This window comes from Sediminibacterium sp. FW305-C-49, from assembly GCF_058231085.1.
The window spans coordinates 173,174-186,182 of sequence record NZ_JBIQXS010000003.1 but is presented as its reverse complement, the minus strand read 5'-3'; the positions used below and the strand labels follow the sequence as shown (position 1 = coordinate 186,182).

General features: G+C 42.0%; 9 protein-coding genes. 2 read left to right on the top strand and 7 right to left on the bottom strand.

Annotated features, from left to right (window positions below):
• Nucleotides 1-73 precede the first annotated feature (73 nt).
• The 4 genes from rpoB to ACH3Z1_RS14935 form a co-directional block, all read right to left on the bottom strand.
• Nucleotides 74-3,877, bottom strand: a complete 3,804-nt coding sequence (rpoB, locus tag ACH3Z1_RS14950) for a DNA-directed RNA polymerase subunit beta (protein ID WP_490822789.1) — start codon at nt 3,875-3,877, stop codon at nt 74-76.
• Between the two features lie 443 nt (nt 3,878-4,320).
• Nucleotides 4,321-6,342 carry a M13 family metallopeptidase gene (locus ACH3Z1_RS14945; protein WP_490822788.1) on the bottom strand — a complete coding sequence of 674 codons (2,022 nt, stop codon included), beginning with the start codon at nt 6,340-6,342 and terminating at the stop codon, nt 4,321-4,323.
• 318 nt (nt 6,343-6,660) lie between these two features.
• Nucleotides 6,661-7,092 (bottom strand): helix-turn-helix domain-containing protein, encoded by a 432-nt coding sequence (locus ACH3Z1_RS14940; protein ID WP_490822787.1) that lies wholly within the window; start codon nt 7,090-7,092, stop codon nt 6,661-6,663.
• Nucleotides 7,093-7,102: 10 nt separating this feature from the next.
• Nucleotides 7,103-7,435 (bottom strand): type II toxin-antitoxin system HigB family toxin, encoded by a 333-nt coding sequence (locus tag ACH3Z1_RS14935; RefSeq protein ID WP_490822786.1) that lies wholly within the window; start codon nt 7,433-7,435, stop codon nt 7,103-7,105.
• A gap of 283 nt (nt 7,436-7,718) precedes the next feature.
• Here ACH3Z1_RS14935 and bla point away from each other — a divergent pair, with 283 nt between their 5' ends.
• Together bla and ACH3Z1_RS14925 are read left to right on the top strand one after the other, a co-directional pair.
• The gene (gene bla, locus ACH3Z1_RS14930) at nt 7,719-8,465 is read left to right on the top strand and encodes a subclass B1 metallo-beta-lactamase (protein ID WP_490822785.1); all 747 of its coding nucleotides are present in this window, start codon (nt 7,719-7,721) and stop codon (nt 8,463-8,465) included.
• Between the two features lie 92 nt (nt 8,466-8,557).
• Nucleotides 8,558-10,975, top strand: a complete 2,418-nt coding sequence (locus ACH3Z1_RS14925; RefSeq protein ID WP_490822784.1) for a glutaminase family protein — start codon at nt 8,558-8,560, stop codon at nt 10,973-10,975.
• 157 nt (nt 10,976-11,132) lie between these two features.
• Here ACH3Z1_RS14925 and rplL read toward each other — a convergent pair whose 3' ends face one another.
• The 3 genes from rplL to rplA all read right to left on the bottom strand — a co-directional run bounded on the left by rplL (nt 11,133) and on the right by rplA (nt 12,995).
• Nucleotides 11,133-11,507, bottom strand: a complete 375-nt coding sequence (gene rplL / locus ACH3Z1_RS14920; protein WP_490822783.1) for a 50S ribosomal protein L7/L12 — start codon at nt 11,505-11,507, stop codon at nt 11,133-11,135.
• 216 nt (nt 11,508-11,723) lie between these two features.
• Nucleotides 11,724-12,236: a 50S ribosomal protein L10 gene (rplJ, locus tag ACH3Z1_RS14915; RefSeq protein ID WP_490822782.1), complete on the bottom strand. Its 513-nt coding sequence runs from the start codon at nt 12,234-12,236 to the stop codon at nt 11,724-11,726.
• Nucleotides 12,237-12,302: 66 nt separating this feature from the next.
• Nucleotides 12,303-12,995 (bottom strand): 50S ribosomal protein L1, encoded by a 693-nt coding sequence (gene rplA, locus ACH3Z1_RS14910; RefSeq protein WP_490822781.1) that lies wholly within the window; start codon nt 12,993-12,995, stop codon nt 12,303-12,305.
• Between the last annotated feature and the right edge of the window lie 14 nt (nt 12,996-13,009).

The following is a 13,009-nucleotide window of genomic DNA, read 5'->3' as shown; positions in this document are numbered from 1 at the left end:
CTACTAGCTGTATTTAAATTTTAAAAAAGATTAGTATTCGCAAAAGCTAGCAGCTAGTAGCTGCTAATTTCTCTTATTCAAATTTCAGGTCAAGACCCAAACCTCTCAGTTCATGTACCAATACATTGAACGATTCAGGTACACCGGCGCGTGGGATATTATCTCCCTTCACGATGGCTTCATAGGTCTTCGCCCTTCCGATGATATCATCAGACTTCAGCGTCAGCAATTCCTGCAGGATGTTGGCCGCACCATATGCTTCCAGTGCCCATACCTCCATCTCACCAAAACGCTGTCCACCAAACTGAGCCTTACCACCCAACGGCTGCTGGGTAATCAAGCTGTATGGTCCGATAGAACGTGCGTGCATCTTATCATCAACCATGTGGTGCAGTTTGATCATGTAGATCACACCCACAGTTGCTTTCTGGTGGAAACGTTCTCCTGTTTCACCATCAAACAGGTAAGTATGCCCGTTTCTTGGAATGCTGGCATCTTTACAATACTGCTCAATCTCATCGGTGCTTGCACCATCAAAGATTGGTGTTGCAAATTTCACACCCAGGCGTTTACCGGTCCATCCGAGGATGGTTTCATAAATCTGACCCAGGTTCATCCTTGAAGGTACCCCCAATGGATTCAGTACAATATCAACCGGTGTACCATCGTCCATGAAAGGCATATCTTCTGCACGTACAATCTTCGCAACGATACCTTTGTTTCCGTGACGACCCGCCATCTTATCACCCACTTTCAACTTACGTTTTACAGCGAGGTAAACTTTAGCGAGTTTCAATACACCTGCTGGTAACTCATCACCGATTGAAATGTTGAACTTCTCACGTTTGTAACGTCCGAGTTCTTCATTGTAACGGATGCTGTAATTGTGCAATAAGGTATTGATCTGATCATCGGTTTTCGCATCACCAGTCCAACCCAATGGGTTTACATTCTGGTAATCGATGGTACTCAGGTTCTTTTGATTGAACTTGGCACCTTTACCAATCAACATTTCACCGAAGTTGTTGCTAACACCTGTAGATGCTTTGTCTTTCAGCAAAGTCTGCAGTTTATCCAGTAACAGTTCTTTGATAGATTCTGTATTCTGCTGGTGTACTTTTTCTACTTTCTCCAACAGTGCTTTCTCACGGATCTTACCATTCTTGTCTTTCTTCGCACGCTGGAACAGTTTTTTATCAATCACCACACCTTCTGTACCGTTTGGCGCTTTCAGTGAAGCATCTTTTGCATCACCTGCTTTATCACCAAAGATGGCACGTAAGAGTTTCTCTTCCGGTGTAGGATCAGATTCACCTTTTGGTGTGATCTTACCAATCAGAATATCTCCTTCTTTAATGGTGGCACCAATACGGATGATACCATGTTCATCAAGGTCTTTGGTAGCTTCTTCAGATACGTTAGGAATATCTGGTGTCAGCTCTTCTTCACCCAATTTGGTATCACGCACTTCCAGTTCATATTCATCAATGTGGATCGAGGTAAATAAATCTTCACGAACCACTTTCTCACTGATTACAATCGCATCCTCAAAGTTGTAACCTTTCCATGGCATGAATGCCACCTGCAGGTTACGACCCAATGCCAGTTCACCATCTTTGGTTGCATAACCTTCCGTTAAGAAGTCGCCCTTCTTCACTTTCTGTCCTTTCTTCACGGCCGGACGAAGGTTGATACAGGTTGCCTGGTTGGTTTTGATGAATTTGGTGAGTTTATATACCTGCAGATCATCATTAAAGCTGATCAGACGGTCGATATCATTTCTGTCGTAACGAACATGAATTTCGTTGGCATCCACAAACTCCACCACACCATTACCATCTGCGTGGATCTGGATACGTGCATCGCGGGCAGCTTTTCCTTCCAGACCGGTACCTACGATAGGCACTTCCGGACGGATCAATGGTACGGCCTGACGTTGCATGTTTGATCCCATCAGCGCACGGTTGGCATCATCATGTTCGAGGAACGGAATCAGGGAAGCACTCAGACCTACAATCTGGTTGGGCGCTACGTCCATATATTCCACATCCTCTTTATCTAAAATCGGGAAGTCACCTGTTTGACGGGAAACAACTTTATCTTCTGCAAATTCTCCTTTCTCAGTCAGCGGAGAGTTACTCTGCGCGATTCTCGCAGTATCTTCTTCTTCTGCACTCAGGAAAGTGAGTTCTTTCATGTTTACTTTTCCGTTCTCTACTTTACGATAAGGCGTTTCAATAAAGCCCATATCGTTAATAGAAGCGTGTACACAAAGGGTCGAAATCAGACCGATGTTTGGTCCTTCCGGTGTTTCAATGGTACACAAACGGCCATAGTGAGAATAGTGTACGTCACGTACCTCGAAACCGGCACGCTCACGGCTCAGACCACCTGGTCCGAGTGCCGAAATACGACGTTTGTGGGTGATCTCACTCAATGGATTGGTCTGATCAAGGAACTGCGACAACTGTGAGGTTCCGAAGAAGGAATTGATTACAGATGACAGTGTTCTGGCATTGATCAGGTCAACCGGTGTAAATACCTCGTTATCGCGCACGTTCATACGCTCACGGATGGTACGTGCCATACGGGCCAGACCTACACCAAACTGTGCATAGAGCTGCTCTCCTACGGTACGAACACGACGGTTGCTCAGGTGATCAATATCATCGATCTCTGCTTTCGCATTGGTTAAACGAACCAGGTATTTGATGATCTCAATGATATCCTGCTTGGTCAATACTTTCTTGGTCAGCGGATAGTCGAGATTCAGTTTACGGTTAATTTTATAACGGCCTACTTCACCCAGATCATAACGTTTGTCTGAGAAGAACAGTTTGTCGATGATACCACGCGCTGTTTCATTATCAGGCGCATCAGCACCACGTAACTGGCGGTAGATATGTTGTACCGCTTCCAGTTCGCTGTTTGAAGTATCCTTGTTTAAAGTATTGTAGATGATCGCATAATCACCACCCACATCTTCTTTCTGGATGAATACGCTCTTGATTTCCATTTCGATGATGGTAGCAATGGCTTCCTCATCTAAAACAGTATCACGCTCCATTACGATTTCGTTACGCTCAATGCTCACAACTTCACCAGTATCTTCATCCACGAAATCTTCTACCCATGTTCTTAATACGCGGGCAGCGAGTTTTTTACCAACATGGTTGGCAAGGGTTTTCTTATCGGCTTTTACCTCATCGGCCATACCGAAGAGTTCCAGGATATCCTTATCGGTTTCAAAACCAATAGAACGTAACAGGGTTGTTACAGGGAACTTTTTCTTACGATCGATGTAGGCATACATCACGTTATTGATATCGGTAGCAAACTCCATCCATGCTCCTTTGAAAGGAATGACACGGGCAGAATAAATTTTGGTACCGTTGGGGTGTACAGACTGACCAAAGAATACACCAGGTGAACGGTGTAACTGTGATACTACCACACGCTCAGCTCCGTTGATTACAAAAGTACCACGGGGCGTCATGTAAGGAATATTACCCAGGAACACATCCTGAACGATGGTCTGGAAATCTACGTGCTCTTCATCATTACAACTTAAACGCAGTTTTGCTTTTAAAGGCACAGCGTAAGTAAGACCACGCTCCATACACTCATCAAGTGTATAACGGGGCGGATCAATGAAATAATCCAGGAACTCCAGTACGAAAATGTTACGCGTGTCGGTGATAGGAAAGTTTTCCTTGAACACACGGAACAAACCCTCCACATTACGTTTATCGGGTGTTGTCTCTAACTGAAAAAATTCTCTGAATGATTCTAACTGGATGTCGAGCAGGTCAGGGGCATCAGCCAAATGTTTAGTTTTACCGAAGCCGACCCTGTTGTTCAATGTTGTTGTAGACATATAAATGAAAACCGGTTTTGATACGATAAAAATTTGGGGAGAATGGTGAGATTCTCTTAACGTACAATCGGCTCATTCATCATTCAAACGTCAATGATAAAAATGTCCACCCGCTAATTGGCCCAAAAATAAGGATGGCAAAGGTAAGAAATGGGCAGGCAATTGCAAAAACAAATTTATAGGCAAATGGTGAATGGGGAGTGAGTGGCGAGTAGTCAGTAGTGAGTAAGTAAATGGTAATCAATATATTAGATTTCCCTCTATTGCCAGAACAGCTATCCCACCACCCGCCGTAATCTTACGGGAAAAGTAAGTTAACCACAGAGTTGCACAGAGGTAAACACGGAGTTTCACGGAGGTTGAATTACTAGCGCTTAGTCGCAGAATAGAAAACCTCAGTGAAACTCCGTGCCACACTCTGTGGTACTCTGTGGTAAAAAAAATTACCAAATTCTCGCCCGCTGATCAGCCGGGCGGTAGAGTTTATTCTTCTCGGTTACCCCAAAAGCTTTATAGAAAGGTTCAAAATTGGCCAGTGGTCCGTTTACACGAAACTCTTCCGGACTATGTGGGTCGGTAGTAATACGGGTACGCATACTCTCCGGACGATCAATCAGTCGCCATACCTGTGCATAACCCAGGAAGAAACGCTGGTCAGGTGTAAAGCCATCTATCTTTTCTGTTCCCTGCCCCTGTTTGGTAAGTTTAAATGCATCAAATGCAATGGCGAGTCCGCCTATATCGGCCAGGTTCTCTCCCAGTGTAAGCGCACCGTTTACATGTAAGCTATCTAATACGGTATAGGCATTGTACTGCTCAACCACCCCTTTGGCCTTAGCATTGAACTTTTCGCCATCGGTTTTCGTCCACCAGTCGGTGAGGTTACCCTGTGCATCATACTGACGGCCCTGGTCATCGAAACCATGTGTTATTTCATGACCAATCACCATCCCTATCGCTCCATAGTTGATCGCATCATCTGCTTTCAGTTCAAAGAAAGGAAACTGCAAAATACCGGCCGGGAAAACAATCTCATTGAAAGTAGGATTGTAATAGGCATTCACGGTTGGTGCCGTCATCTGCCATTCTGTTTTATCTACTGGCTGACCAATTTTAGCAATGCTCTCTTTATAATCGTGTTTGGCGATGCTGCGCATGTTATCGTAGAAGGCAGTTCGTGTAATGGTAACATCATCATATGATTTCCACTTATCCGGATAACCGATCTTCTTCATAAAAGCAGCCAGTTTTTCCTGTGCTTTTTGTTTAGTGGTATCGCTCATCCAATCCAAAGCATTGATGCGTTTGCTGAAAGCAGTCTGAAGGTTATTCACCAGCTCATCCATTCTTTTTTTGGCATCAGCAGGAAAATATTTCTGTACAAAAAGCTGACCCAATAAATCTTTCAAACCGTTATCAGCCATGTTCACCATTTTCTTCCAGCGGTCTTCCTGTACTTTGGCACCGGAGAATAATTTATTGAACGAAAAACGCTCATCAACAAAAGCTTTACTCAACAGCGAAGCATTCGATGCGATATAATCATAACGCACTTTACTTTTCCATACATCAATCGGTTGACTTGCCAGCAGAGCACTTAATGCTTTGTAATAGGCGGGCTGACTTACATTAATACTATCGGTTTTAATCCCCATTTTCTGAAGTGCGCTGCTCCAGCTAATATTAGGTGAAATTTTCTCCAGATCCCTTACCGACATTTTATTGTAATTGCGAATGGGATCACGCAATTCAACAGGTGCCAGATGCGATTTGGCAATTTCTGTTTCGAGTTTCAGTATACCGGCCGCCTGTTGGGTGGCTGTTTCTTTTGATACACCCGTGAGGACAAAATAATTAGTGATATGCTCTACAAATTTCTGACGCTGCATTGCAGTGGTAGAATCTGTTTTGGTATAATAGTCTTTCTCTGGTAAACTAATACCTGTCTGGTATAAGCTCAGGATATTTTTACTGCTGTTTCGTTCATCAGCGCCGATATAAATACCAATCAGGTCGCCATCTCCTTCCGTGTAACTTTCTGCCAGCAGGTTCACCAGTTCTTTATAATCTTTCACCGCATCAATTTTGGCCAGCATAGGTTTGAGTGGATCGTAACCAGCTTTTTCAATGGCTACGGTATCCATACCACTCGCATAAAAATCGCCTACTTTTTGTTCGAGGCTTCCTGCTTTATGATTGGTCTTTGCAGAGACTTCATCTAAAATGGTTCTGAGTTTTTTCAGGTTCTCATCATATAAGGTATAAAAGCTACCCCATCCGCTCTGGTCATCTGGTATCACACTGTTTTTGATCCAGGCGCCATTGGCATACATGAAGAAGTTATCGCCGGGGTGAATGCTTGTATCCATGCCGGATTTATCGAAATAACTTGACTGGTCTGCATTGTTTTTACAGGATGCAAACAATAAAGCGACTCCTGCAAGTGCGGGTATGATTTGTTTCATAGCGAAGTTTTAGTTGGATAAATATTTGGAATTATTAGGGGATTACCAAACCGTTTACATATTAGTTTGGAAGACAGAAGATCGGAATGTCGGAAAGTTACTTCCCCGTTCATTATTTTTCTTCTCTGTAGGGTCTTCAAAAAGTTCTGTGAAGTTTTCCTAAGGACTCTTCGTGTCAGACAGCCACCGTATCTGCATTTAATTTTACACTGCAGTTTCATTACTAACAAACAGACCCTTCCTTGCAATTCACGATCTGCGATCGAGATGCTCGTCAGGGTGACGAAACGCACGTACTGCTGTAATAGCAATATAATACTACACCGCCACTGCCCTCTTCTTACGCACACTTTTCATAACATTTACCGGAACCACCAACGCATAAGGCCGGTTAAACGCTCCCTGCGATACTTTAAAATATTCAGCCAGTTTTCTGATCACTTCCTTTGACAACCCCTTTTTATAATGCAGGATATCAGAAACATAACCCTTACTAATACCCAATATATCGACCATGTCTTTTGCTTTCAGGTGATGATCGTTCATGAAAGACTGCAATAATTGAACAGGGTCTAGATCAGTAGATGAAAGATGAGCTGCATCCCATTTTTCGATAAGAAGTGTAAGTAATGCAATTTCATCTTTGGTGTTTCTGTCTTTTGCTCCAGAGAACACGAGTTCTTCCAATACATTGCAATATTCCTTGTACTGGGTTTTACTGGTAATTACTTTATATTTTAATGTTGACATGATCTATCTTTTAATAATTATTGATACTGAACTGTTCTCCTGTTTTGCAGAGTTTACTGTATTCCGCATGCGTACCTATCCAGCAAATAAAAAGATGCACCTGCGTATCTCCAAAAGCATATTTGCCAATGAGCCTGTACTTATTCCCACCAATATCAAACACAACTCTGTTCGATCCTTTACCCAGTAAATCTGTACTCCGGAAACTAAGCTGCATATCGGCAGGCTCATGCCAATCTGCATACTTTAGTTTGCTAAACCATTCATCAAATGACACCCTGCTTTGTGCATTTTGTATTTTATATGCATCAATTGTTTCTCGTCTTATCAAATGTACTTTCATAACAAAGGTATATATTTTTTTATGAAGTTCACAATTTGTGAACTATTTTTTTATTAACATTTACGACTAAATATACCCTTCCCTCATTAGCTAGTGTAGGTTTATCCGATTAAAATCGGATCTGCTAAAGCTGTCGTGAAGTACACTTTACTTGAAGTGAATTTATGAGTATGCGAGTTTCATTTTACCTGCATTCCGATTCATTTTACGAATGGTTAACGCTATCTCTTCATTATTCAAATGATGCGATTTTGTATATTTACAAAGTATGATCAATCTAACTATGAAAACTATCTCTTGCTGGGCCATCATCATGCTCTTTTGCATTCCTGATACATGTTTTTCCAACAGCATCTCAACAGATGATACGGTATATCGGTCTGCACAGCTCATCATTACCCGTTTATCAAAACACTGTTATGTACATACCAGCTATCTGTACACCAACAGTTTTGGTAAAGTACCATGCAATGGCATGATTGTACTCAACAAAAAAGAAGCAGTTGTTTTTGATACCCCGGCCAATGATACCAGTACGGCTGAATTAATTAACTGGATACAAACTGATTCAAAAAGCAACATCAAAGCCATCATACCAACCCATTTTCATGGGGACTGTCTGGGAGGTTTAAAAGAATTCCACCAATCCAATATTGCATCCTATGCCAATCAGTCAACGATCACTTTAGCAAAAGCACAACAATATCCTGTACCTGTCAATGGATTTACCAACCAGCTTGTTTTAACAGTTGGAGGAGAAAAACTGTATGCCCGGTTTTTTGGTGAGGGGCATACAAAAGATAATATCGTGGGTTATTTTCCAACGGATCAGATACTCTTTGGCGGTTGTCTCATTAAAGAACTCGATGCCAACAAAGGTTATCTGGGCGATGCCAATGAAAAAGCTTGGTCACCCACTGTAGAAGCGGTGAAAAAACAGTATCCGGGGATCAAAATCGTCATCCCTGGGCACGGGCAGCCCGGCGACAAAGCCTTGCTTGATTATACCATTCGATTGTTTCGTCAGTAAAAATCTGTTAGAAAATGATGATACTGGCTTTCCTGGTTCAATTTTTACTAAATTGAATCTTAGTACATCATATACCCTTGATTATTTAAGCCATGAAGAAAATTTACTGTCTGTTCATTGCCTTTGCAATGAGTCAATCCATTTTTGCCCAGGTTTCAAAAGCACCAGCCTATCCACTGGTTACACATGACCCGTATTTCAGCATCTGGAGTTTTTCGGATCAACTGAATGAGAGCACCACCAAACACTGGACAGGTGCCGATCATTCACTCCTGGGTTATATTTCGGTAGATAATAAACTGTATAAATTTCTCGGCGCAGCTCCCCGGAAACTGCAGCCCATTCTGGCGAACAGCGACCTCGCTGGTTTTGATTGCAGGTTTACCGAAACAAAACCCGCTGCCAACTGGCATGAGCGAGATTTCAATGATAACAACTGGCAAACGGGCAAAGGCATGTTTGGCTCTAAAAACATGGATGCTACCACAGAATGGAACAGCAAGGAAATCTGGTTCCGCCGAACCTTCACAGTTACAGAAACCAATTTCAATCAGTTAATACTAACACTCAAATACGACGATAATATTAAAGTGTTCCTGAACGGCGAGAAAATTTATGAAGCAGGCTGTTGCTCCTCCAATAAAGAAATAAAACTGACAAAAGAAATAGCCAACAAGATACAGGTGGGCAAGAATACCCTGGCCGTTTATTGCGAGAATACTGGTGGTCCGGGCATCATTGATGCAGGGCTGTATAACCAATTGCCTGATGAACCGGTTTCACAGGCCACACAAATAGCTGTCAACATCACGGCTACCCAAACACATTACCAGTTTAGTTGTGAAGGCATCAACCTTGGTGTGAAATTTTTATCTCCGCTCCTGATGAGCAATCTTGATATTTATTCCCGCCCCATCAGCTATATCAGTTTTGACACAAAATCAACCGACGGTAAGCAGCACGATGTAAAAATATTTTTTAACAGCAGTGCCGATATTGCCCGCAACAAAATAAGTCAGCCGGTTAGTAGCAAGATCAATAAATATGGTTCATTACTGATACAAACAACAGGCACTACTGCACAGGAAATTTTAAAAAGAAAAGGTGATGATGTACGGATTGACTGGGGTTATGCCTATCTCGCTGTAACAGAGGAAAAAGGAACACGCTTATCGCCACCCAATCCGATCAGTCATAACAATACAGCATCAAAAACTGATATAGCTGCTATCTGTAACCTTACAATGGATTATGGCAAAGTGAGTGTTGCTCCCGTCTCCAAAACCGTGATACTGGCTTATGATGATCTCTATTCCATTCAGTATTTCAATGAAAATTTAAAAGCCTGGTGGAAAAAGAATTATAGCTCTACAGAAGAAATGCTAAAAAAATCGATGGAAGAATTTAAAAGCATTGAAGCAAGCTGTAACCTTTTCGATCAGCAACTGTATGCTGATGCATTAAAAGCCGGTGGCGAAAACTATGCAAGACTTTGTGTACTTGCTTACCGGGAATCATTGGCGGCCCACAAACTCGTAAGAGGAGCCAATGATGAAATCCTGTTTCCGCAGAAAGAAAATTTCAGCAATGGTTCTATCTGGACCGTTGATGTAACTTATCCTTCTGCGCCTCTTACTTTAATTTATAATCCCGCTTTATTAAAAGGTATGGTAGAGCCCATTATGCAGTACAGTGAATCAGGTAAATGGACCAAACCTTTTCCTGCACATGATCTTGGCACATATCCTTTGGCGAATGGTCAAACTTATGGAGAAGATATGCCTGTAGAAGAATCGGGCAATATGATCATTCTTACCGCAGCCATCTGTAAAGCAGAAAAATCATTAGTGTTTGCAAAAAAACACTGGTCATTATTAAGTCAGTGGGTAGAGTTTTTAAACAAAGATGGATTCGATCCTGCCAACCAGTTATGTACGGATGATTTCGCCGGCCATCTTGCACGCAATACCAATTTATCGATGAAAGCCATTGTTGGTATTGGTGCATACGCACAAATGGCTTTACAGCTCGGCAAAAAAGAAGAAGCTGAGAAATATAATAAAATTGCCCGTGACTATGCATTCAAATGGATGCAGATGGCAAACGATGGTGATCATTATACACTGGCTTTTGACCAGAAAGGAACCTGGAGCCAGAAGTATAACCTGGTATGGGATAAACTGTTAAACCTAAACCTCTTCCCGGCTTCGGTATATGAAAAAGAAGTGAGCTACTATCTTACTAAACAAAACAAATATGGCTTACCCTTAGACAGCCGTAAAACGTATACCAAGAGCGACTGGATTGTATGGACTTCTGTTCTGGCCAATAAAGAGAAAGACTTCAAAACATTTATCAATCCGGTTTATAAATATGCCATAGAAACCAGCAGTCGGGTGCCGCTCAGCGACTGGCATGAAACAACTGATGGCAAACAGGTAGGTTTCCAGGCAAGAAGTGTGGTGGGGGGATATTTTATTAAGATGCTGGAGAAACAGTGGAAGAAATAAATAGGCTACTAGCTGCCAGCTTCTAGCTACAAGCTAATGAAACCAAACTGCTATTTAATTTTCTACCTCTTTTGCTAGTAGCTGGCAGCTAGAAGCTAGAAACAAAAAAGCCGCTCCAACAGGAGCGGCTATATTTTTTGCTTAACAGCTTGTGAAATTACTTCACTTCTACTTCAGCACCAGCTTCTTTCAGCTTAGCAACGATATCGTCAGCTTCAGCTTTAGAGATACCCTCTTTTACTGGTTTTGGAGCACCGTCAACCAGGTCTTTTGCTTCTTTCAGTCCAAGACCAGTCAACTCTTTCACGATTTTAACTACGTTCAGTTTGCTTGCACCACCGTTAACGAGTACAACATCGAAAGATGTTTTCTCTTCAGCAGCAGCAGCTCCACCGCCGTCGCCAGCAGCAACTACAACTGCAGCAGCAGCTGGTTCAATACCGTAATCAGCTTTCAATACATCAGCTAATTCCTGAACTTCTTTTACTGTTAAGCCTACTAATGTTTCGGCTAATGATTTTACGTCTGCCATTTTGTTTCAATTTTTTCCGCCTTCATTCCCTGTAAGAGTCCGGCGGATGGTTTAAAAAAATTTGATCCTTATTAATTTGAAAATTTGGGAATTTGAAAATTTGAAAATGAGCAAACCCCTTAATTTTCAGTTAACACAATTTATTTTGAAAGTCTGGCATTTGGAATATTGAAATGGTTCTCCATTTTCAAATTTTCAAATTCCCGAATTTTCAAATTATTCTGCGCTCGCTGTCGCTTGCTTCTCGTGGTGGTGCAATAATGCAGCCAGTACACGTTTAGCAGGAGACTGCAACAATCCGATTACTTCACCGATCAGTTCATTCTTCGTCTTGATCTGGGTAAGTGTTTTCAGGTTGTTATCGCCAGTGTAGATATCACCATTGATAAATGCTGCTTTCAATACTGGTTTTTCACCATTGCTTGATTTACGGAAAGAGCTGATGATCAATGCTGGTTCTTTTGGATTCTCTGAGAACATCAATGCAGTTACATTGTTCAGAGACTCATACACACCTGCATATTTTTCTGCATCCAAAGACTCAAGAGCCTTACGGATCAGGGTGTTTTTGGCCACTTTCATCTCCACCTGCTTATCAAAGCAAGTGCGACGCAAAGATGACACCTGTGCTACAGTCAGCGATTCTGTATCGGTGATGTAGAAGTTATTGTATTGAGCGAATTTCTCTTTCAGAATTTCGATCACCTCATTTTTTTGATCTTTTGTCATATCTGATCTTTTTTAAAAACCCAGGTCATTTCCAACTCGCCTAAGGCGAGTAAGGATCACCAGGAATTAGTTCATTAATGATTTGGTGTCTAAAGCGATACCGGGGCTCATGCTGCTGGCCATGCTCACACCTTTCAGGTAAATACCTTTGGCAGAAGATGGTTTCAGTTTGATGATTGCATTGATCAGTTCAGCACTGTTTTCTGCAATCTTCTCAGGAGCAAATGATACACGTCCGATAGAAGCGTGAACAATACCTGCTTTATCAACCTTAAAGGCGATCTTACCACCCTTCACCTCATTTACCGCTGCAGCAACATCATTGGTTACTGTTCCGGTTTTAGGATTGGGCATCAGGTTACGTGGACCTAACACTTTACCGAGCTTACCAATTTTTGGCATTACGGCTGGTGTAGCGATGATCACGTCGATATCTGTCCATCCACCTTCAATTTTGGTGATGAACTCATCCAGACCTACAAAATCAGCACCAGCTTCTTTTGCAGATGCTTCTTTATCTGGCGTACAAAGTACCAGTACTTTTTTGGTTTTACCGGTACCATGTGGTAATGAAACGGTACCACGAACCTGCTGGTCTGCTTTCTTAGGATCTACACCCAGACGAATATGCAGGTCAACAGAGCTATCAAATTTGGTACAGTTGATTTCTTTTACAAGTGTAGAGGCTTCTTTCAGGGAATAAGCTTTCGTCTTATCCACCTTTGCTGCTGCTACTTTTCTTTTCTTAGTCAGTGACATTTTTTACAGATTAA

Excerpts from the sequence above, each read along its gene's own strand:
- rpoB (WP_490822789.1), bottom strand. The coding sequence starts at position 3,877 with ATGTCTACAACAACATTGAACAACAGGGTCGGCTTCGGTAAAACTAAA.
- ACH3Z1_RS14945 (WP_490822788.1), bottom strand. The coding sequence starts at position 6,342 with ATGAAACAAATCATACCCGCACTTGCAGGAGTCGCTTTATTGTTTGCA.
- ACH3Z1_RS14940 (WP_490822787.1), bottom strand. The coding sequence starts at position 7,092 with ATGTCAACATTAAAATATAAAGTAATTACCAGTAAAACCCAGTACAAG.
- ACH3Z1_RS14935 (WP_490822786.1), bottom strand. The coding sequence starts at position 7,435 with ATGAAAGTACATTTGATAAGACGAGAAACAATTGATGCATATAAAATA.
- bla (WP_490822785.1), top strand. The coding sequence starts at position 7,719 with ATGAAAACTATCTCTTGCTGGGCCATCATCATGCTCTTTTGCATTCCT.
- ACH3Z1_RS14925 (WP_490822784.1), top strand. The coding sequence starts at position 8,558 with ATGAAGAAAATTTACTGTCTGTTCATTGCCTTTGCAATGAGTCAATCC.
- rplL (WP_490822783.1), bottom strand. The coding sequence starts at position 11,507 with ATGGCAGACGTAAAATCATTAGCCGAAACATTAGTAGGCTTAACAGTA.
- rplJ (WP_490822782.1), bottom strand. The coding sequence starts at position 12,236 with ATGACAAAAGATCAAAAAAATGAGGTGATCGAAATTCTGAAAGAGAAA.
- rplA (WP_490822781.1), bottom strand. The coding sequence starts at position 12,995 with ATGTCACTGACTAAGAAAAGAAAAGTAGCAGCAGCAAAGGTGGATAAG.